Origin of the sequence: Pseudomonas reactans (assembly GCF_013387025.1) — a bacterium.
GTDB classification, from domain to species: domain Bacteria; phylum Pseudomonadota; class Gammaproteobacteria; order Pseudomonadales; family Pseudomonadaceae; genus Aquipseudomonas; species Aquipseudomonas reactans.
Window position 1 is genome coordinate 24,561 of sequence record NZ_JACAQP010000013.1, and the last position, 20,619, is coordinate 45,179.

At 57.2% G+C, this 20,619-nt stretch carries 27 protein-coding genes; 23 read left to right on the plus strand and 4 right to left on the minus strand.

The window, feature by feature from the left end; all coding sequences use genetic code 11:
* Positions 1–9: 9 nt before the first annotated feature.
* From rplN to bfr, 19 genes are all read left to right on the plus strand, one after another.
* The gene (rplN, locus tag HX793_RS15170; RefSeq protein WP_002555479.1) at positions 10–378 is read left to right on the plus strand and encodes a 50S ribosomal protein L14; all 369 of its coding nucleotides are present in this window, start codon (positions 10–12) and stop codon (positions 376–378) included.
* Between the two features lie 11 nt (positions 379–389).
* On the plus strand, positions 390–704 hold the full coding sequence (gene rplX, locus HX793_RS15175) for a 50S ribosomal protein L24 (protein ID WP_003176416.1): 315 nt from the start codon (positions 390–392) through the stop codon (positions 702–704).
* A 22-nt stretch (positions 705–726) separates the two neighbouring features.
* Positions 727–1,266 carry a 50S ribosomal protein L5 gene (rplE, locus tag HX793_RS15180; protein WP_003194642.1) on the plus strand — a complete coding sequence of 180 codons (540 nt, stop codon included), beginning with the start codon at positions 727–729 and terminating at the stop codon, positions 1,264–1,266.
* Between the two features lie 13 nt (positions 1,267–1,279).
* Positions 1,280–1,585, plus strand: coding sequence for a 30S ribosomal protein S14 (gene rpsN, locus HX793_RS15185; protein ID WP_003176414.1), 306 nt, complete (start codon positions 1,280–1,282; stop codon positions 1,583–1,585).
* Between the two features lie 206 nt (positions 1,586–1,791).
* Positions 1,792–2,184 carry a 30S ribosomal protein S8 gene (gene rpsH, locus HX793_RS15190; protein WP_010206883.1) on the plus strand — a complete coding sequence of 131 codons (393 nt, stop codon included), beginning with the start codon at positions 1,792–1,794 and terminating at the stop codon, positions 2,182–2,184.
* 12 nt (positions 2,185–2,196) lie between these two features.
* A complete protein-coding gene (gene rplF, locus HX793_RS15195; RefSeq protein ID WP_003194640.1) occupies positions 2,197–2,730 on the plus strand; it encodes a 50S ribosomal protein L6 in 534 nt (177 codons plus the stop codon).
* 10 nt (positions 2,731–2,740) lie between these two features.
* On the plus strand, positions 2,741–3,091 hold the full coding sequence (gene rplR / locus HX793_RS15200; RefSeq protein WP_003186037.1) for a 50S ribosomal protein L18: 351 nt from the start codon (positions 2,741–2,743) through the stop codon (positions 3,089–3,091).
* 3 nt (positions 3,092–3,094) lie between these two features.
* Positions 3,095–3,595 (plus strand): 30S ribosomal protein S5, encoded by a 501-nt coding sequence (rpsE, locus tag HX793_RS15205; protein WP_003176409.1) that lies wholly within the window; start codon positions 3,095–3,097, stop codon positions 3,593–3,595.
* Between the two features lie 2 nt (positions 3,596–3,597).
* The gene (rpmD, locus tag HX793_RS15210; RefSeq protein ID WP_003176408.1) at positions 3,598–3,774 is read left to right on the plus strand and encodes a 50S ribosomal protein L30; all 177 of its coding nucleotides are present in this window, start codon (positions 3,598–3,600) and stop codon (positions 3,772–3,774) included.
* A 3-nt stretch (positions 3,775–3,777) separates the two neighbouring features.
* Positions 3,778–4,215, plus strand: a complete 438-nt coding sequence (rplO, locus tag HX793_RS15215; RefSeq protein ID WP_003176407.1) for a 50S ribosomal protein L15 — start codon at positions 3,778–3,780, stop codon at positions 4,213–4,215.
* On the plus strand, positions 4,216–5,544 hold the full coding sequence (gene secY, locus HX793_RS15220) for a preprotein translocase subunit SecY (RefSeq protein ID WP_003194637.1): 1,329 nt from the start codon (positions 4,216–4,218) through the stop codon (positions 5,542–5,544).
* 28 nt (positions 5,545–5,572) lie between these two features.
* Positions 5,573–5,689, plus strand: coding sequence for a 50S ribosomal protein L36 (rpmJ, locus tag HX793_RS15225; protein ID WP_002555468.1), 117 nt, complete (start codon positions 5,573–5,575; stop codon positions 5,687–5,689).
* A 129-nt stretch (positions 5,690–5,818) separates the two neighbouring features.
* Positions 5,819–6,175 (plus strand): 30S ribosomal protein S13, encoded by a 357-nt coding sequence (gene rpsM, locus HX793_RS15230; protein ID WP_003194635.1) that lies wholly within the window; start codon positions 5,819–5,821, stop codon positions 6,173–6,175.
* A 30-nt stretch (positions 6,176–6,205) separates the two neighbouring features.
* Entirely contained in the window at positions 6,206–6,595 is a 390-nt protein-coding gene (gene rpsK / locus HX793_RS15235; RefSeq protein WP_002555466.1) for a 30S ribosomal protein S11, read from the plus strand.
* 18 nt (positions 6,596–6,613) lie between these two features.
* On the plus strand, positions 6,614–7,234 hold the full coding sequence (gene rpsD, locus HX793_RS15240; protein ID WP_003176404.1) for a 30S ribosomal protein S4: 621 nt from the start codon (positions 6,614–6,616) through the stop codon (positions 7,232–7,234).
* A 22-nt stretch (positions 7,235–7,256) separates the two neighbouring features.
* Entirely contained in the window at positions 7,257–8,258 is a 1,002-nt protein-coding gene (locus HX793_RS15245; protein WP_003176403.1) for a DNA-directed RNA polymerase subunit alpha, read from the plus strand.
* Positions 8,259–8,299: 41 nt separating this feature from the next.
* Entirely contained in the window at positions 8,300–8,686 is a 387-nt protein-coding gene (gene rplQ / locus HX793_RS15250; protein ID WP_003176402.1) for a 50S ribosomal protein L17, read from the plus strand.
* A 238-nt stretch (positions 8,687–8,924) separates the two neighbouring features.
* Positions 8,925–10,373, plus strand: a complete 1,449-nt coding sequence (locus HX793_RS15255; protein ID WP_177095320.1) for a catalase — start codon at positions 8,925–8,927, stop codon at positions 10,371–10,373.
* A 155-nt stretch (positions 10,374–10,528) separates the two neighbouring features.
* Positions 10,529–10,993, plus strand: coding sequence for a bacterioferritin (gene bfr / locus HX793_RS15260; RefSeq protein WP_003176400.1), 465 nt, complete (start codon positions 10,529–10,531; stop codon positions 10,991–10,993).
* A gap of 66 nt (positions 10,994–11,059) precedes the next feature.
* Here bfr and uvrA read toward each other — a convergent pair whose 3' ends face one another.
* Positions 11,060–13,894, minus strand: a complete 2,835-nt coding sequence (gene uvrA / locus HX793_RS15265) for an excinuclease ABC subunit UvrA (RefSeq protein WP_033900046.1) — start codon at positions 13,892–13,894, stop codon at positions 11,060–11,062.
* 178 nt (positions 13,895–14,072) lie between these two features.
* On the opposite strand from uvrA, the gene HX793_RS15270 reads away from it, so the two are divergent.
* Both HX793_RS15270 and HX793_RS15275 read left to right on the plus strand, forming a co-directional pair.
* Positions 14,073–15,467 carry an MFS transporter gene (locus HX793_RS15270; RefSeq protein WP_010206876.1) on the plus strand — a complete coding sequence of 465 codons (1,395 nt, stop codon included), beginning with the start codon at positions 14,073–14,075 and terminating at the stop codon, positions 15,465–15,467.
* 9 nt (positions 15,468–15,476) lie between these two features.
* Positions 15,477–15,992, plus strand: a complete 516-nt coding sequence (locus tag HX793_RS15275) for a single-stranded DNA-binding protein (RefSeq protein WP_003232445.1) — start codon at positions 15,477–15,479, stop codon at positions 15,990–15,992.
* Between the two features lie 81 nt (positions 15,993–16,073).
* On the opposite strand, the gene HX793_RS15280 is transcribed toward HX793_RS15275, so the two are convergent.
* Positions 16,074–16,898 (minus strand): alpha/beta fold hydrolase, encoded by an 825-nt coding sequence (locus HX793_RS15280; RefSeq protein ID WP_177095318.1) that lies wholly within the window; start codon positions 16,896–16,898, stop codon positions 16,074–16,076.
* 125 nt (positions 16,899–17,023) lie between these two features.
* Entirely contained in the window at positions 17,024–17,965 is a 942-nt protein-coding gene (locus HX793_RS15285) for a LysR family transcriptional regulator (protein WP_016978516.1), read from the minus strand.
* A gap of 101 nt (positions 17,966–18,066) precedes the next feature.
* Between HX793_RS15285 and tam the strand changes: the two genes are divergently transcribed.
* A complete protein-coding gene (gene tam / locus HX793_RS15290) occupies positions 18,067–18,828 on the plus strand; it encodes a trans-aconitate 2-methyltransferase (protein WP_177053716.1) in 762 nt (253 codons plus the stop codon).
* A 33-nt stretch (positions 18,829–18,861) separates the two neighbouring features.
* Here tam and HX793_RS15295 read toward each other — a convergent pair whose 3' ends face one another.
* A complete protein-coding gene (locus HX793_RS15295; RefSeq protein WP_177053715.1) occupies positions 18,862–19,413 on the minus strand; it encodes a cysteine hydrolase family protein in 552 nt (183 codons plus the stop codon).
* A 96-nt stretch (positions 19,414–19,509) separates the two neighbouring features.
* Between HX793_RS15295 and HX793_RS15300 the strand changes: the two genes are divergently transcribed.
* On the plus strand, positions 19,510–20,469 hold the full coding sequence (locus HX793_RS15300) for a GlxA family transcriptional regulator (protein ID WP_177053714.1): 960 nt from the start codon (positions 19,510–19,512) through the stop codon (positions 20,467–20,469).
* Positions 20,470–20,619: the final 150 nt, after the last annotated feature.

Here is a 20,619-nt window from a genome sequence, read left to right on the forward strand (position 1 = left end):
AGAAATTATATGATTCAGACTCAATCCATGCTCGATGTGGCCGATAACAGCGGCGCTCGCCGTGTTATGTGCATCAAGGTGCTGGGTGGCTCCCATCGTCGTTACGCTGGTATCGGTGACATCATCAAAGTTACCGTCAAGGAAGCAATTCCTCGCGGTAAAGTGAAAAAAGGCCAAGTGATGACTGCTGTTGTAGTCCGCACTCGTCACGGCGTACGTCGTGCTGATGGCTCCATTATCCGCTTTGATGGCAACGCTGCTGTTCTTCTGAACAACAAGCAAGAGCCGATCGGCACCCGTATCTTTGGGCCAGTGACCCGTGAACTTCGTACTGAGAAGTTCATGAAGATCGTCTCGCTCGCCCCAGAAGTGCTGTAAGGAGATCCGACATGCAAAAGATTCGTCGTGACGACGAGATCATCGTGATCGCCGGCAAAGACAAAGGTAAGCGCGGTAAGGTGCTTAAGGTTCTCGCTAATAACCGTCTGGTTATCGGTGGTCTGAACCTGGTTAAGCGTCATACCAAGCCTAACCCGATGTCGGGCGTGCAGGGCGGTATCGTCGAGAAAGAAGCTCCGCTGGACGCTTCTAACGTCGCCATCTTCAACGGCGAAACCAACAAGGCTGACCGCGTTGGTTTCAAAGTAGAAGACGGTAAGAAAATTCGTGTCTTCAAGTCGACCCAAAAAGCGGTTGATGCTTGAACACTGCTAGGTAGATTAGACCATGGCACGACTACAAGAGATTTACCGGAAGGAAATCGCCCCTAAGCTTAAGGAAGAACTTAAGCTTGGGAACGTGATGGAAGTTCCGCGCGTTACCAAAATCACCCTGAACATGGGTCTGGGCGAAGCGATCGGCGACAAAAAAGTCATCGAGCATGCTGTTGCTGACCTGGAAAAGATCACCGGCCAGAAAGTCGTTGTGACCTACGCTCGCAAATCCATCGCTGGCTTTAAAGTCCGTGAAGGTTGGCCGATCGGCGTCAAAGTGACCCTGCGCCGTGAGCGTATGTACGAATTCCTGGATCGTCTGCTGTCGATCTCCCTGCCTCGGGTCCGCGACTTCCGCGGCCTGAATGCCAAGTCCTTCGATGGTCGTGGTAACTACAGCATGGGCGTGAAAGAGCAGATCATCTTCCCGGAAATCGACTACGACAAGATCGATGCTCTCCGCGGTCTGGACATCACCCTGACCACCACTGCCAAGAACGATGATGAAGGTCGCGCCCTGTTGCGTGCTTTCAAATTCCCGTTCCGCAACTGATTGGAGTAGGACCATGGCCAAGATGAGCATGAAAAACCGCGAGCTGAAGCGTCAGCTCACGGTTGCCAAGTACGCCAAGAAGCGTGCAGCACTGAAAGCGATCATCGTTGATCTGAACGCAAGTCCAGAAGCACGTTGGGAAGCTACAGTTGCTCTGCAGAAGCAGCCACGTGACGCAAGCGCTTCGCGCATGCGTAACCGCTGCCGCCTGACCGGTCGTCCACACGGCGTTTACCGCAAGTTCGGCCTCGGCCGTAACAAACTGCGTGAAGCGGCAATGCGTGGTGACGTACCAGGTCTGGTTAAAGCCAGCTGGTAAGTACTTTCAACGTCCAGGTGGCCAATATCGCAAGATACTGACCACCGGTGACCTTGAATCTGGAACAAGCCCCTTTTGGGGCTTGTTTCATTTCCGGAGTGTGTCTAAAATACGCGGCTCGCCTGAGCCCGTGTTTTTTACCCGGAGATTCTCGGCGACATATGTAGCCGCAAGGCTAATTTTTTTGTATTAGGAGCGTCTAGCCCATGAGTATGCAGGACCCGTTAGCGGACATGCTAACTCGTATCCGTAATGCCCAGATGGCTGAAAAGTCCGTCGTAAGCATGCCATCTTCCAAGTTGAAGGTAGCTGTTGCCAAAGTCCTGAAAGACGAAGGCTACATTGCGGGTTATCAGATCAGCAGCGATGTAAAAGCACTGCTGTCCATCGAGCTGAAGTACTTCGAAGGCCGTTCGGTCATCGAGGAAGTGAAGCGCGTTAGCCGTCCAGGCCTGCGTCAGTACAAGTCCGCTGAAGATCTGCCGAAAGTTCGTGGCGGTCTGGGCGTGTCTATCGTCTCCACCAACAAAGGTGTGATGACGGATCGTGCTGCGCGCGCTGCCGGTGTCGGCGGCGAAGTTCTTTGCACTGTGTTCTAAGGGGGGATAAGCATGTCTCGCGTCGCTAAGAACCCCGTTAAGCTGCCAGCCGGTGTCGAAGTCAAATTCGCAGGCCAACAGCTTTCGGTGAAGGGTGCCAAGGGTACTCTTGAACTGAACATCCATTCGTCCGTTGAGATCGTTGAAGAAGCTGGTGAGCTGCGTTTCGCTGCTCGCAATGGCGATCAACAAACTCGCGCAATGGCCGGTACCACGCGTGCGTTGGTAAACAACATGGTCCAAGGCGTAAGCCAAGGCTTCGAGCGTAAGCTCCAGCTGGTCGGTGTTGGTTACAAAGCGCAAGCAAAAGGCACGGTTTTGAACCTTGCCCTTGGCTTCTCGCACCCTGTGGATTACGAACTGCCAGCGGGCATCACTGCTGAGACCCCTAGCCAGACCGATATCCTGATCAAGGGCATCGACAAGCAGCTGGTAGGTCAAGTGGCCGCTGAGATCCGCGACTTCCGTCCACCAGAGCCGTACAAAGGCAAAGGTGTGCGCTACGCGGACGAAGTCGTCCGTCGTAAAGAAGCCAAGAAGAAGTAGGGCATAGCAAATGACCGACAAAAAAGTTACTCGACTGCGTCGCGCTCGCAAAGCACGCCTGAAAATGCACGAACTCGAAGTCGTGCGTCTCTGCGTGTTCCGCTCGTCGCAGCACATCTACGCCCAGGTCATCTCGGCCGACGGCAACAAAGTCCTGGCAAGCGCCTCGACTTTGGATAAAGAACTGCGTGATGGTGCCACTGGCAACATCGACGCGGCCACAAAGGTTGGCCAGCTGGTCGCTACGCGTGCTAAGGCCGCTGGCGTCTCGCAAGTGGCTTTCGACCGCTCTGGCTTCAAGTACCACGGTCGCGTGAAAGCGCTGGCTGATGCTGCTCGTGAAGCTGGGCTGGAGTTCTAAGTTATGTCAAATAACGACCAAAAGCGCGACGAAGGCTACATTGAGAAGCTGGTTCAAGTTAACCGCGTAGCCAAAACCGTTAAAGGCGGCCGTATCTTCACCTTCACCGCGTTGACCGTGGTAGGTGATGGTAAAGGCCGTGTTGGCTTCGGCCGTGGCAAGTCACGTGAAGTGCCTGCTGCGATCCAGAAGGCAATGGAAGCTGCTCGTCGCAACATGATCCAAGTTGATCTGAACGGCACCACTCTGCAGTACGCAATGAAGTCCGCTCATGGCGCTTCGAAGGTGTACATGCAGCCTGCTTCTGAAGGTACCGGTATCATCGCTGGCGGCGCTATGCGTGCTGTCCTCGAAGTTGCTGGCGTTCAGAACGTTCTGGCCAAGTGCTACGGCTCGACTAACCCGGTAAACGTGGTTCACGCCACTTTCAAAGGTTTGAAAGCTATGCAATCTCCTGAGTCCATCGCTGCGAAGCGTGGTCTGACTGTCAAGGAGATCTTCTGATCATGGCTACCGTTAAAGTAACGCTGATCAAAAGCATGACCGGCCGCATCCCTAACCACAAACTGTGTGTTAAAGGTCTGGGTCTGCGTCGCATCGGTCACACTGTAGAAGTCCAGGATACTCCCGAGAATCGCGGGATGATCAACAAGGCTTACTACATGCTGCGTGTAGAGGGTTAATCGATGAAACTCAATGATCTGAGTCCAGCGCCGGGTTCCCGTCGCGAAAAGCATCGTCCGGGCCGTGGTATCGGTAGCGGTTTGGGTAAGACTGGTGGCCGTGGCCACAAAGGTCAAACCTCCCGCTCCGGTGGCACCATCGCTCCAGGCTTTGAAGGCGGTCAACAGCCGCTGCATCGTCGCCTGCCTAAGTTCGGTTTCGTATCCCTGAAGGCCATGGACCGCGCAGAAGTGCGTCTGTCCGAGCTGGCTAAAGTGGAAGGCGACATCGTTACTGTGCAGACCCTGAAAGATGCCAACGTGATCAACGTCAACGTACAGCGTGTGAAAATCATGCTGTCCGGTGAAGTGACTCGCGCTGTCACTATCGGCAAGGGAATCGGCGCCACCAAAGGTGCGCGTTCGGCTATCGAAGCAGCTGGCGGCAAGTTCGAGGAATAAATGGCTAAGCAAGGTGCTCTCTCAGCGCTCGGCAAAGGCGGTATGTCTGAACTTTGGGCTCGTCTGCGTTTTCTGTTCCTGGCGATTATCGTCTACCGAATAGGCGCACACATCCCGGTTCCAGGTATCAACCCGGACCGACTCGCAGACCTGTTTCGACAGAATGAGGGGACCATTCTTAGCTTGTTCAACATGTTTTCCGGCGGCGCGCTGGAACGGATGAGCATCTTTGCATTGGGGATCATGCCGTATATTTCGGCATCGATCATCATGCAGCTGATGACCGCCGTCAGCCCGCAGCTGGAGCAGTTGAAGAAGGAAGGTGAAGCTGGCCGTCGCAAGATTAGCCAGTACACCCGCTACGGCACTGTCGTCCTCGCCCTGGTTCAAGCTATCGGCATGTCCGTTGGCCTGGCAGGGCAGGGCGTTGCGTTCACTGGTGACTTTGGCTTCCATTTCGTCGCGGTATCCACATTTGTGGCTGGTGCGATGTTCATGATGTGGCTGGGTGAGCAGATTACTGAGCGTGGTGTTGGCAACGGTATCTCGATGTTGATTTTCGCAGGTATCGTCGCCGGTCTTCCGAGAGCGATTGGGCAGTCTTTCGAGTCTGCACGTCAGGGTGATATCAACATTTTCGCCCTGGTTGCCATCGGTTTGCTGGCAGTAGCGATTATCGGTTTTGTGGTGTTCATTGAGCGTGGCCAGCGTCGTATTGCTGTTCACTACGCCAAGCGTCAGCAGGGCCGCAAGGTCTTTGCTGCGCAGACCAGCCACTTGCCGCTGAAAGTGAATATGGCCGGTGTTATTCCGGCAATTTTCGCGAGCAGCATTTTGCTGTTTCCGGCTTCGTTGGGTACCTGGTTTGGTCAGTCCGAAAACATGGGCTGGCTGCAGGACCTCTCTCAGTCGATCGCTCCTGGTCAGCCGTTGAATATTCTGCTGTTTAGTGCAGGGATTATTTTCTTCTGCTTCTTCTATACGGCGTTGATGTTCAATCCGAAAGACGTAGCGGAAAACCTGAAGAAGTCCGGTGCCTTTATTCCGGGCATCCGTCCAGGTGAGCAGTCTGCACGCTACATTGATGGCGTTCTGACTCGTTTGACCCTGTTCGGTGCTCTATATATGACGGCCGTGTGCTTGTTGCCCCAGTTCCTGGTGGTTGCAGCAAACGTTCCGTTCTACCTTGGCGGGACCTCGTTGCTGATCGTGGTCGTGGTTGTGATGGACTTCATGTCCCAAGTACAATCGCACCTCGTTTCGCACCAGTACGAATCCCTGATGAAGAAAGCCAACCTGAAGGGCTACGGCAGCGGCATGTTGCGCTGAGTACCCCATAAGGTTCGAGGAGTTGGTGATGAAAGTTCGTGCATCGGTGAAAAAGCTGTGCCGTAACTGCAAGATTATTCGCCGCGAAGGTGTTGTTCGAGTAATTTGCAGCGCGGAACCGCGTCACAAACAGCGCCAAGGCTGAGTGTGATCCGCTTGAAGCCCGGCAGCTAGTGCGCTGCCGGGTTGATTATTTGTTATTACAGCGATATTATCTCGCGCCCTATTTCTTGGCTTCCGGGGCGTAGGTAGCTGTCAATTGGAGTCCCACTGAATGGCCCGTATTGCAGGCGTTAACATTCCAGATAACAAGCACACTGTTATCTCGCTGACCTACATCTATGGTGTTGGTCGCACTACTGCGCAGAAAATTTGCGCAGTTGCTGGGGTAAACCCAGCCGCTAAGATCAAGGATCTGAGCGACGAGCAGATTGAACAGCTGCGTGGCGAAGTGGCGAAGTTCACCACTGAAGGTGACCTGCGTCGCGAAATCAACATGAAAATCAAGCGTTTGATGGACCTCGGTTGCTATCGCGGTCTGCGTCATCGTCGTGGTCTTCCAGTACGCGGTCAGCGTACCAAGACTAACGCGCGTACCCGTAAAGGTCCGCGTAAGCCGATCCGCAAGTAATCGCCCCAGCGAATCGACAGGAAAATTATCATGGCAAAACCTGCTGCTCGTCCTCGTAAAAAAGTTAAAAAGACAGTGGTTGATGGCATCGCCCACATCCATGCTTCTTTTAACAACACAATCGTGACCATCACCGACCGTCAAGGTAACGCGCTTTCTTGGGCTACCTCCGGTGGTTCGGGTTTCCGCGGTTCCCGCAAGTCCACCCCGTTTGCTGCTCAAGTAGCTGCTGAACGTGCTGGTCAAGCTGCGCTGGAATATGGCCTGAAAAACCTCGACGTTAACGTCAAGGGTCCAGGTCCAGGTCGTGAGTCTGCTGTCCGTGCTTTGAACGGCTGTGGCTATAAGATCGCCAGCATCACCGACGTGACGCCAATCCCGCACAACGGGTGCCGTCCGCCGAAGAAGCGCCGCGTGTAATCCAGGAGATTGTAAAGAATGGCTCGTTACATTGGTCCAAAATGCAAACTCGCTCGTCGCGAAGGCACCGATCTCTTCCTGAAGAGCGGCGTGCGCGCGATCGAATCGAAGTGCAACATTGAAGCAGCACCTGGTATCCACGGCCAACGCCGCGGTCGCCAGTCCGATTACGGCACCCAACTGCGTGAAAAGCAGAAGGTCCGTCGTATCTACGGCGTTCTCGAGCGTCAGTTCAGCGGCTACTACAAAGAAGCTGCTGGCAAGAAAGGTGCAACCGGTGAAAACCTGCTGCAACTGCTCGAATGCCGTCTGGACAACGTTGTATACCGTATGGGCTTTGGTTCGACTCGTGCCGAATCCCGTCAGCTGGTATCGCACAAGTCGATCAGCGTTAACGGTCAGACCGTAAACGTTCCGTCCTACCAGGTTCGTGCTGGTGACGTGGTCGCAGTTCGCGAGAAAGCAAAAAACCAACTTCGCATTGTCCAAGCTCTCGATCTGTGTGCCCAACGTGGCCGCGTAGAATGGGTAGAAGTAGACACTGAGAAGAAGTCGGGCGTTTTCAAGAACGTTCCTGCTCGCAGTGATCTGTCCGCCGACATCAACGAAAGCCTGATTGTCGAGCTCTACTCCAAGTAAGGGCTAGAAAATAGGTGCATCCATGCAGATTTCGGTAAATGAGTTCCTGACACCCCGCCATATTGATGTGCAGGTTGTCAGTCCAACCCGCGCCAAAATTACTCTCGAGCCTCTCGAGCGTGGTTTTGGCCACACCCTGGGCAACGCGCTGCGCCGCATCCTGTTGTCCTCAATGCCCGGCTGTGCAGTAGTCGAGGCCGAGATTGACGGTGTGCTCCACGAGTACAGCGCCATCGAAGGTGTACAGGAAGACGTAATTGAAATCCTGTTGAACCTTAAAGGTCTGGCTATCAAGCTGCACGGCCGTGACGAAGTTACGCTGACCTTGTCGAAGAAGGGTTCGGGGGTGGTTACCGCTGCCGATATTCAGCTGGATCATGATGTCGAGATCGTTAACCCCGATCACGTAATCGCTAACCTGGCGTCTAACGGCGCCCTGAACATGAAGCTCACCGTAGCTCGTGGTCGTGGTTATGAACCGGCCGACTCGCGTCAGAGCGATGAAGACGAAAGCCGCAGCATTGGTCGCTTGCAGCTTGACTCTTCGTTCAGCCCGGTTCGCCGTATCGCATACGTGGTGGAAAACGCCCGTGTCGAACAGCGTACTAACCTGGACAAGCTGGTTATTGATCTGGAAACCAACGGTACTCTGGATCCTGAAGAGGCTATCCGCCGCGCTGCAACCATCCTGCAACAGCAGTTGGCTGCGTTCGTCGACCTCAAAGGTGACAGCGAACCAGTGGTAATCGAGCAGGAAGACGAGATCGATCCGATCCTGCTTCGCCCGGTTGACGATCTGGAACTGACTGTACGTTCGGCTAACTGCCTTAAGGCGGAAAACATTTACTACATCGGCGACCTGATTCAGCGTACCGAAGTAGAACTGTTGAAGACTCCGAACCTGGGCAAGAAATCCTTGACTGAAATCAAGGACGTTCTGGCCTCCCGCGGTCTGTCCCTCGGCATGCGCCTCGACAACTGGCCGCCTGCAAGTCTTAAGAAGGACGACAAGGCGACTGCCTGATCGTCGTAATCACCGAACGTGAGTTTGGTAAGGAATGAACCATGCGTCATCGTAAAAGTGGTCGTCACCTGAGCCGTACCAGCTCGCACCGCAAGGCCATGTTCCAAAACATGGCGGTGTCGCTGTTCGAGCACGAGCTGATCAAAACTACACTGCCGAAAGCTAAAGAACTGCGTCGCGTTGCTGAGCCGCTGATCACTTTGGCCAAGACAGACAGCCTGGCTAACCGCCGTCTGGCTTTCGACCGTACTCGTTCGAAAGCTATCGTTGGTAAGCTCTTCAACGACCTGGGCAAGCGTTACGCTACCCGTGAGGGTGGCTACCTGCGCATCCTCAAGTGCGGTTTCCGCGCTGGCGACAACGCGCCTATGGCGTACGTCGAGTTGGTTGATCGTGCTACTGCCGGCGAAGCTGTAAGCGCCGAGTAAGACGACAAGCTGCATCGAAGAACCGGGCCTAGTGCCCGGTTTTTTGTGCCTGTAACAAAAGCGCGCTTGATACAAGCTTCCGTGGGTTGTGCTCGGCACTATGGGGGTTGGAGGGTTCGGTAGAAAATATCTATTGATGCCTACAATTTAATGAATTTGTAGACGTCATGTTGATGATCAATACTCCTTCCAAGCCGATTAGCCGGCAGTTCCAAGTCCGACCTGAGGGAAATTGAGCATGAGCCAGAATAAAATCCTTACCACCGCCAGCGGCGCCCCCGTTGCGAACAACCAGAATTCCCGTTCCGCCGGCCCGCGTGGCCCGTTGCTGCTCGACGATTTTCACCTGATCGAGAAGCTCGCTCACTTCAACCGTGAAAACATTCCCGAGCGTCGTGTGCACGCCAAGGGCTCGGGTGCTTACGGTACTTTCACGGTCACTACAGATATCACGCAATACACCAGCGCCAAGCTGTTCGAGTCCGTTGGCAAGCAAACCCCAACCTTCCTGCGGTTCTCCACCGTTGGCGGTGAGCGTGGTTCGGCTGATACCGAGCGCGATCCACGCGGTTTCGCTTTGAAGTTCTACACCGAAGAAGGCAACTGGGACATTGTGGGTAACAACACCCCTGTGTTCTTCATTCGCGATCCTTTGAAGTTCCCGGACTTCATTCACACCCAGAAGCGCTTGCCGCAAAGCAATCTGAAAAGCGCGCAAATGATGTGGGACTTCTGGTCGCATTCCCCTGAGGCGCTGCACCAGGTCACTATCCTGTTCTCGGACCGTGGCATCCCTGACGGCTACCGCCACATGCACGGCTTCGGCAGTCACACCTACAGCCTGATCAACGCCAAAGGTGAGCGTCACTGGGTCAAGTGGCACTACAAGACCAAGCAGGGCATCAAAAACCTGGCGCCGGCTGAAGCTGCACGCCTGGCCGGTACTGACCCAGATTACGCGCAGCGCGATCTGTTCGGTGCGATCGAACGCGGTGATTTCCCGAAATGGCGCGTATGCATCCAGATCATGACCGAGGCCCAGGCCAACGCTCATTACGAGAACCCTTTCGATGTGACCAAAACCTGGTCGCAGAAGGAGTTCCCGCTGATCGAGGTCGGTGAGTTGGAGCTGAACCGTAACCCGCAGAACTACTTCGCTGAAGTGGAACAAGCTGCCTTTGGCCCAAGCAACATGGTTCCAGGCGTCGGCCTGTCGCCAGACCGCATGCTTCAAGGTCGTGTTTTCGCGTACGCCGATGCCCACCGCTATCGCGTTGGCACCAATCACCAGCAACTGCCGGTGAATGCCCCGCGTAACCAGGTGAATAGCTACCAGCGTGATGGTTCGATGGCCTTTGGCAGCAACGGTGGCGCGGCGCCTAACTACGAGCCAAACAGCTACGCCGATGCACCGAAGCAAGCACCCCAGTATGCGGAGCCTGCATTGGCCCTGAATGGCGCGGCTGACCGCTACGATCACCGCGAAGACACCGATTACTACAGCCACGCCGGTGCGCTGTTCCGCCTGATGAACGATGAGCAGAAAGCTTTGCTCACCAACAACATTGCCGGTGCGATGGGTGGCGTTTCCAGTGACGTGGTTCAGCGCCAACTGCAGCACTTCTACAAGGCCGATCCGGCTTATGGAGAAGCAATCGCAAAGGCATTGGGTGTATCGCTTAACTGACTCTAAACGATAAGCAGAACCGCCCTCATTTGGGCGGTTTTTGCGTTATTTCAGCTACTTTTCTCCGAAAAGCATCACTTTTCTGCCGTTGATCCCGTGACCTTCAAGTCATCATGGTTCAAACTACAGACTTTCAAGCAGGGAGATGTAGGGCGATGCAAGGTCACCCCGACGTAATCGATTACCTCAACACGTTGCTGACGGGCGAACTGGCTGCTCGTGACCAATATTTCATCCATTCGCGCATGTACGAAGACTGGGGCTTTACCGAGCTCTACGAGCGTATCAACCACGAGATGGAAGAAGAGGCACAGCACGCCGACGCACTGATGCGCCGTATCCTCATGCTCGAAGGCACGCCGCGTATGCGTCCTGATGATCTGGATGTGGGTACTACGGTGCCTGACATGCTCGCTGCCGACCTGCGCCTCGAGTACAAGGTCCGTGCCGCGCTCTGCAAAGGCATCGAGCTCTGTGAGCAGCACAACGACTATGTCACCCGGGAAATCCTGCGTGTACAGTTGAATGACACCGAAGAAGATCACACTTACTGGCTGGAAAAGCAGTTGGGCCTGATCAAGCTGATTGGCCTGGAGAATTACCTGCAATCGCAGTTCTGATTCCCGGCTACAAAAAAGCCCCTGTCACCGCAAAGTGACAGGGGCTTTTCATTGGGCCCGAAAAAGTCAGGCCCGGTCGCGTTCCAACAATGGTTTCAAGTAGTAGCCGGTGTGCGACTGCGGCATTTCGGAGACTTGCTCCGGTGTGCCCACGGCAATGATCTGGCCACCTTTGGAGCCGCCTTCCGGCCCCAGGTCTACCAGCCAATCGGCCGTCTTGATCACATCAAGGTTGTGCTCGATCACCACTACGGTATTACCGTGGTCGCGCAGGCGGTGCAGCACGTCCAGCAATTGCTGGATATCCGCGAAGTGCAGGCCGGTGGTCGGCTCATCAAGGATATACAGAGTCTTGCCGGTGTCGCGCTTGGACAGCTCGCGAGACAACTTCACCCGCTGCGCTTCACCCCCCGACAGCGTGGTCGCCGACTGCCCCAGTTTGATGTAGGACAAGCCCACGTCCATCAGTGTTTGCAGCTTGCGCGCCAACGCCGGGACCGCGTCGAAGAACACCCGTGCTTCCTCGATGGTCATCTCCAGGGTTTCGTGGATGCTCTTGCCCTTGTACTTGATCTCCAGGGTCTCGCGGTTGTAGCGCTTGCTCTTGCACACGTCGCACGGCACGTAGATGTCCGGGAGGAAGTGCATCTCCACCTTGATCAAGCCATCGCCCTGGCACGCTTCACAGCGCCCGCCCTTGACGTTGAACGAGAACCGGCCCGGCCCGTAACCCCGTGAGCGGGATTCCGGAACCCCGGCAAACAGTTCACGGATGGGGGTGAACAAGCCGGTGTAGGTCGCCGGGTTGGAACGTGGCGTTCGGCCAATCGGGCTCTGGTCGATATCGACCACCTTATCCAGGTGTTCCAGGCCTTTGATACTGTCGTGGGCTGCCGCTTCCAAGGTGGTCGCGCCATTCAGGGCGGTGGCACTCAAGGGGAACAACGTATTGTTGATCAGCGTCGATTTACCCGAGCCGGAAACGCCGGTCACACACGTCAGCAGGCCCAGTGGGATTTCCAGGTCGACATTGCGCAAGTTGTTGCCGCGTGCGCCCTTGAGGTGCAGCGCCAGCTTCTTGTTACGCGGTGTACGTTTGGCCGGCACTTCGATCTTCACACGGCCAGATAAGTACTTACCGGTGAGCGAGTCCGGGTGAGCCATGACTTCAGCCGGCGTACCTTCGGCGACAATATGCCCGCCGTGCACACCCGCGCCGGGGCCGATATCGACCACGTAATCCGCCAGGCGGATCGCATCTTCATCGTGCTCGACCACAATTACCGTGTTGCCGATATCCCGCAGGTGTTTCAGCGTACCCAGTAAACGATCGTTGTCACGTTGGTGCAAGCCAATCGACGGTTCATCGAGGATGTACAACACACCCACAAGGCCAGCACCAATCTGGCTGGCCAGGCGAATCCGCTGGGCTTCACCGCCGGACAAAGTATCGGCACTGCGATCCAGCGACAGATAGTCCAGACCCACGTTGACCAGGAACTGCAAGCGCTCGCGGATTTCCTTGAGGATCTTGTCGGCGATTTCCCCCCGGCGACCGGTCAGCTTGAGTACACCAAAGTACTCGCAGGCATCCCCGATCGGCAGGTTGGTCACCGCCGGCAAGGTCTTCTCGCCCACCCACACATGCCGCGCCTCACGACGCAGACGAGTGCCGCGGCAATCCGGGCAAGGCTGGGTACTGAGGAATTTCGCCAGCTCTTCGCGCACACTGGCCGACTCGGTCTCGCGGTAGCGACGCTCCAGGTTCGGCACGATGCCTTCGAACGGGTGGGAGCGCTTGACGATATCGCCACGGTCGTTCAGGTATTTGAAGTCGACGTTCTGCGAACCGCTGCCGTGCAGGATCACTTTCTGCTGATCCGCCGGCAGTTGGTTGAACGGCACTTCCAGGCTGAACTTGTAATGCGAGGCCAACGACCCGAGCATCTGGAAGTAATAGACGTTGCGCCGGTCCCAGCCGCGTATCGCGCCCTCCGCCAGCGTCAGGTCACCGTTGACCAGTCGCTTGATGTCGAAGAACTGCTTCACGCCCAGGCCATCACACGTCGGGCAGGCACCAGCCGGGTTGTTGAAGGAAAACAGCTTGGGTTCCAGCTCGCTGATGGCGTGGCCGCATATGGGGCAAGCAAAGCGCGCGGAGAAGATGATCTCTTCGCCCGGCTCGTCGTCCATCGGTGCAACCAATGCAATGCCGTCGGCCAGCTTCAGAGCGGTTTCGAAGGATTCCGCAAGGCGCTGCTGCAGGTCGGCGCGCACCTTGAAGCGATCGACTACTACATCAATCGAATGCTTCTTTTGCTTGTCGAGCTTCGGCGCTTCATCCAGCTCATATAGCTTGCCGTTGATGCGCGCGCGCACAAAACCCTGGGCCCGCAGCTCTTCGAAGACGGAAAGGTGTTCACCCTTGCGCTCGCGGATCACCGGCGCCAACAGCATCAGCTTGGCGCCTTCCGGCTGGGCCAGCACCAGGTCGACCATCTGGCTGACGGTCTGGGCTTCCAGGGGAATGTCGTGGTCCGGGCAACGCGGAATACCCACGCGTGCATACAGCAGGCGCAGGTAATCGTAGATTTCGGTAATGGTGCCCACGGTGGATCGCGGGTTATGGGAGGTCGACTTCTGTTCGATGGAGATCGCCGGCGACAGGCCTTCAATGGTGTCGACGTCGGGTTTTTCCATCATCGACAGGAACTGGCGAGCGTAGGCCGACAGCGATTCCACATAGCGACGCTGGCCTTCGGCATACAGCGTGTCGAACGCCAGGGACGATTTGCCGGACCCGGACAAGCCGGTGATGACGATCAGTTTGTCCCTGGGCAGGGTCAGGTCGATGTTCTTCAGGTTGTGGGTTCTAGCCCCACGAATCAGGATCTTGTCCAAGATGGCCTCGCACGGCGGGCGTAAATAATGCCGGAGTATACGGCTAAAGACTGGATGAATATACACTGTCAAAAGGCCGCTTGCAGCCTTAGATGAAAGCTGCGCGGCAAACCGCCGCATATACCCTCTCAATCGATGGGACTGGTAGAATCGCCGCCGGTTCACACGAGGTTTTTCCATGCACGATCCCCACAGCGAACGCATGAGTAGCGGCGAGACCCGAGCGGCAAGCGGTCTGGCCCTGGTGTTCGCCTTCCGTATGCTGGGCATGTTTATGGTGTTGCCGGTGCTGGCGACCTATGGAATGGATCTCGCAGGCGCGACCCCCGCATTGATTGGCCTGGCCATTGGCGCCTACGGTCTGACCCAGGCGATTTTCCAGATTCCGTTCGGGATCATTTCCGACCGCATTGGCCGCCGTCCGGTGATTTACCTCGGGCTGATCGTGTTTGCCCTCGGCAGTGTGCTCGCGGCTCAATCCGACTCTATCTGGGGGGTGATTGCCGGACGGATCCTGCAAGGCGCCGGAGCGATTTCCGCCGCAGTGATGGCTTTGCTATCGGACCTGACCCGCGAACAACACCGCACCAAGGCCATGGCCATGATCGGCATGACTATCGGCCTGTCGTTTGCCGTGGCCATGGTGGTCGGCCCCTTGCTGACCCGTGCCTTTGGCTTGCACGGGCTGTTCCTCGCTACCGGCGGTATGGCGCTGTTTGGCATCGTGATCGTTGCCTTTATGGTGCCGCGCTCCACCGGCACGCTGCAGCATCGCGAGTCGGGCGTCGCACGCAAGGCGCTTTTGCCGACGCTCAAGCACCCGGACCTGCTGCGCCTGGATTTAGGTATCTTCGTATTACACGCGATGCTGATGTGCAGCTTCGTCGCCTTGCCCCTGGCCTTGGTGGAAAAAGCCGGCCTGCCCAAGGAACAGCACTGGTGGGTTTACCTCACTGCGCTGTTGATTTCGTTCTTCGCCATGATCCCGTTCATCATCTATGGCGAGAAAAAACGCAAAATGAAACGAATCCTGCTCGGCGCCGTCACGACGCTGATGCTCACTGAGCTATTCTTCTGGCAGTTCGGCGACAGCCTGCGGGCGCTGGTAATCGGCACGGTGGTGTTTTTCACCGCGTTCAACCTGCTGGAGGCTTCATTGCCTTCGCTGATCAGCAAAGTTTCACCGGCCGGCGGCAAGGGCACGGCGATGGGGGTGTATTCCACCAGCCAGTTCCTCGGTTCTGCACTGGGCGGCATCATGGGGGGCTGGATGTTCCAGCATGGCGGTTTGTCGGTTGTGTTCCTTGGATGCGCCGGGCTGGCTGCACTTTGGCTGGCCTTTGCTGTTACCATGCGCGAACCTCCCTACGTCACAAGCCTGCGTTTGCCGCTATCGCCCGAGGCGATCCGCGAAAGCGGTCTGGTAGAGCGCCTCAAGGCAGTCGTAGGGGTAACAGATGCAGTCGTGGTCGCGGAAGAGGCGGCCATTTACATCAAATTGGACACCGAATTATTGGATCGCGCGACGCTTGAGCAACTGGTCAACCCAGTGCCGACAGCGCGCCCAGCCTAGGAGAACGTTATGGCCCGTGGGGTTAACAAAGTCATATTGGTCGGTACATGCGGCCAGGATCCCGAAGTGCGCTACTTGCCTAACGGTAACGCCGTGACCAACCTGAGTCTGGCGACCAGCGAACAGTGGACCGACAAGCAAACCGGCCAGAAGGTCGAGAAAACCGAATGGCACCGTGTGTCGATGTTCGGCAAGGTTGCTGAGATCGCTGGCGAGTACCTGCGTAAAGGTTCGCAGGTGTACATCGAAGGCAAGCTGCAAACCCGCGAGTGGGAAAAAGACGGCATCAAGCGTTACACCACTGAAATCGTGGTCGACATGCAAGGCACCATGCAACTGCTGGGCGGCCGTCCACAGGGCGATCAACAGGGCCAGGGCGGCATGTCCAACTCGGCACCGCGTCCACAGCAGTCCCGTCCGCAGCCAAGCCAGCAGCCACAGCGTGAGTCGCGTCCAGCGCCACAGCAGGCCGCTCCGCAGCCGGCTCCGGATTTCGACAGCTTTGATGACGATATCCCGTTCTAGGGTGCATTAAAGCCAAAAGCTGCAAACTAAAAAACCGTACCGCCGAGAAGGCCGTGCGGTTTTTTTTGCTTCGCTAACGGTTCAGAGCTGTGCAAAACGCAACATATCTCCGTTGACTCGCTGCTTGTGCGTGTCGGTTAGCCCATGGGGTGCGCCTGCGTACACCAGTAACTGAGCGTGTGGAATCAAGCGCTTGCTCTCCAGAGCCGCAGCCTGAATCGGCACGATTTGATCGTCACCACCATGGATGATGAGCGTGGGTATAGTGAAATGCTTCAAGTCCTCTCGGAAGTCGGTTTCCGAAAACGCTTTGATGCTATCAAAAGTGTTTTTGTGCCCGCCCATGACCCCCTGCATCCAGAATGAGTTGATCAAGCCTTGAGAGGGTTCGACGCCCGCCCGGTTGAATCCGAAAAATGGACCGCTGGCCAGATCAAGGTAGAGCTGCGAGCGGTTGGCGATGGAGTCGGCACGCATGCCGTCGAAAACTTCAATCGGTGTTCCTTGGGGGTTGGTGGCGGTTTTGAGCATCAATGGCGTTACGGCGCAGATCAAACCGGACTTTGCCACACGCCCAGTGCCATGGCGCGCGATATAGCGTGCCACTTCGCCGCCGCCGGTGGAGAAACCGAAAAGGATTACATTTGTCAGATCCAGATGCTCGATCAGCTCCGCTAAATCATCTGCGTAATGGTCCATATCATTGCCGTCCCACGGCTGGCTTGAACGGCCATGCCCTCGGCGGTCATGTGCAATGGCGCGAAAACCGTTGTTGGCGAAATGCAGCATCTGCGATTCCCAACTATCACTATTGAGCGGCCATCCGTGGCAGAACACAACGGGTTGGCCGCTGCCCCAGTCCTTGTAGTAGAGATCGTTACCTTCGCGAGTTTTAAGATAAGCCATGGCGTAGCTCCAACTTGAACGAATTTAATGGGGGGTTAGCCAGTAAATTCGTCCGTGGACACTGCGCTGGCATCTGCATTGACGACCAACAGAACGCGGAGCTTGAGTGGGTCGAAAACGAAAGACTAGTCCAGTTTCGCGGGCGGCGTGTCGGGATGGGATGCGTCTTTTGAAGCCGTGCTGATCACCAACGCTCGGAATCTCTCGAGCACCGACGATGCATCCCCTATCCGCGTCGCCAGATGCAGCGGCGCCACCAGGCTCTGGCACTCCGTCAGCTCCCGATACACGATGCCGTCCCCGCGCAACCGCTGCATCGACGCTGGCACGATGGACACGCCAAGTCCTGCCGCCACCAGGCTCAATGTCGCCGTCATGCGCGGTGCTTCCTGGACCACCTGCGGGCTGAACCCCGCTTCACGACACGCGACCAGAATCGCGTCATACAACCCCAGCCCCACGCGTCGGCGATAAAGCACAAACGATTCGGTCGCCAGTGCCTTCAAGGGTAGGGGAGAGCCTGCATCAAGCGCCAGCGGATGATCGGTGGGCAACGCCAGCAGCATCGGCTCCACCAGGATGGGTTCGTCCTGCAGCGACTGGGTCCCGCTGAGAGGCGAGCGGATAAACGCCGCGTCGAGTTTTTCGTGTACCAATGCGTCCAGCAACTCGCCGGTGCCGGCTTCCTCTAGCACGACTGTTACGCCGACAAAGGTTTCGCGAAACAGCCGCAGCACACTCGGTACAAAAGGATGCAAGGCAGCCGAACTCGTGAAGCCGATGGCCAGCCGGCCACGTTCACCGCGTGCGGCACGGCGGACTACATCCGCGACGCCTTCAGCCTGTGCGAGGATTTCCCGCGCCTCATCCAGCAACGCGAGCCCGGCGGTGGTGGGGCGAACGCCACGGGGCAGGCGCTCCATCAGGACTACACCCAATTCGGCCTCAAGGTTTTGCAACATCCGCGTCAACGGTGGCTGCTGCATGCCCAGGCGTTCCGCCGCGCGGGTGATATAGCCTTCTTCTGCGATGGCAACGAAGGCCTTGAGTTGGCGAAGCTCCAGCATAGGAATACTTTTCAGGTATGGGCGGGCTTCAATCCTGGCATTTGTTCTCATGGCTCACAAGATTTAGGCTGTGGCCAACCTCAAAAAGAAGGAAAGCCGTGATGACCTGGTCAGCCAAGCAATACACGATGTTCGAACAGCAGCGCACCCGTCCCGTCCGTGACCTGGTCGCGGCCATTCCAAACACTGACGTACGCACCGCCGTCGATCTGGGCTGCGGCCCCGGCAACTCCACCGAAGTGCTGGCCGAACGCTTCCCGCAGGCACACGTCACTGGCATGGATAGTTCCGATGACATGCTGGTGGACGCCCGCAAACGGCTGCCGGCGCTGAACTTTGAACTGGCAGATATCGGGGACTGGAAGCCTGCGCACGCTTTCGATGTGATCCTGGCCAATGCATCCCTGCAATGGTTGCCGGACCACGCCACGCTTTACCCGCACCTGGTCCACCAGTTGGGGCCGGGTGGCACGCTGGCAGTGCAAACCCCGGACAATCTCGACGAACCCGCCCATCGGCTCGCCCGCGAAGTCGCGGCTGAGGGGCCATGGTCGGCCAAGATCGGAACGGTCAAACACAACGAGCGCCACACCGCGAGCTACTACTACGAACTGCTGAGCAAACATTGCAGTACCGTCGATGTATGGCGCACCACCTATCAGCACCCATTGGCGGATCACGCAGCGGTGGTGGAGTGGTTCAAGGCGTCGGCCCTGAGACCCTTCCTCGCCCCTTTGACCGACAGCGAAAAAGCTGCCTTCCTGCAGGAATATCAGGCGCGAATTACTCAGGCCTATCCAGCCCTGGCTGACGGCACTGTGCTGCTGCCGTTTCCGCGCCTGTTCATCATTGCCACTGCGTAGGCCGTGGTCACGCTATCGCCGGCAAGCCGGCTCCTACACGGGGGCGAGGAACTCATCGGTCGATACGACGGTTGCGTAGCCGAACGCCAGTGATGCCATATAAGCGTCGTGCACCTGCGCAGCCGGGATCACCTTGCCATTGAACTCCAGATCCCGCGTGGCGCAGGCGTCATGGATCACTGTGACCTTATAGCCCAGGTCCGCTGCTGCACGTACCACCGCGTCGATGCACATATGGCTCATGCTGCCGACCACCACCAGGTCGGTAATGCTGCGTTGTTCCAGCAGTTCGCGCAGGCGGGTTTCGCGAAACGCATTCACAAAGTGTTTAAGCACCACCGGCTCATTGCCTTCGTTCAGCACTTTGCTGTGCAGGTGCGCACCGTCGGAACCCGGCGTGAAGAATGGCGCGTCCTCGGAGGTGAACTCATGGCGCACATGAATCACCGCATCACCCGCCTGGCGAAACGCCTGCAGCACCTGCGCGGCCTTATCTGCTGCGGCGTCCACGCCGTCGAGTGGCCACTTGCCGTGAGGGAAGTAGTCGTTCTGGATATCGATTAGGATGAGCGCTTGCTTGGCCATGTGTGTTGCCTCGTGATGGGTTGATGGGCCCAGTATCTTAGCTGGCGCCCGCACCGGGGATTGGCTGCACCGACAATAACAGGGGGAAAACTGACAATGGCGGTCGTCGAGCTGGGCGTGTTGATCTACCAAGGTGCGCAGTTGGCGGCCGTGCATGGCTTGACCGACTTATTCGGCGTGGCCAACCGCATCGCCGCCGAGCATCAGTCCGCGCAATTGCCGTTGCTGCGGGTCAGCCATTGGCAGGTGGATGTTACCGGCAAACCGGCGCGCGTATTCAGCAGCCATCCTGGCCCTGACCAGCCGATGATGGCCGTATTGGTGCCACCGTCGATTGGTGAGTTTACCGAGGAGCAGGCGCCGCCCGCGCTGCTGGAATGGATCTGCCAGCAACACGCGGCAGGCACGGTGCTGGGCGGTGTGTGCATCGGCTCGATCATGCTGGCGCGCAGTGGCTTGCTCGACGGACGCAGTGCAACCACGCATTGGTCGTCCGCCAAATCCTTCGCGGTCCGTTACCCGGCGGTGCGCCTGGAGGCGGATAAACCCATCGTCGATGACGGCGACCTGATCACCACCGCCGGCTTGATGGCCTGGTCCGAACTCGGCCTGCGGTTGGTCGATCGCCTGATGGGGCCGAGTATCGCGGCCGATACCGCGCGTTTCCTGGTGATCGAGCACAGTGACAGCGCCAGCCAATGCGGCAGCAACTTCGCGCCGATACTCGGCCACGGTGACGCGGCCATCCTCAAGGTTCAGCACTGGCTTCAAGCCAGTGGCGCGGTGGATGTTTCCCTTACGGTAATGGCCCAGGAAGCCGGTTTGGAAGAGCGCACCTTCCTGCGGCGCTTTCGCAACGCGACGGGCTTGAAACCCACCGAGTACTGTCAGCACTTGCGGGTGGGCAAGGCGCGGCAGATGCTCGAATTCACCAATGGCACCATCGACCATATCGCCTGGACCGTGGGTTACCAGGACCCCGGTGCCTTTCGCACCACCTTCAAGAAGATCACCGGCCTTTCGCCCAGCGACTACCGCAGCCGTTTCGGTGTGTGAATCGTGCAGAACGCCGCCGCATTAACGAGTCGTCGTGCAGAATAAAGCAGGCCAACTGCCATCGGTTTTTCGGCAACCGATTGATTTGAATGCATTCCCGTCCGAACGCGCCTTGGCCTGATCTCTGCAACGTTCCCTCTACACACATGG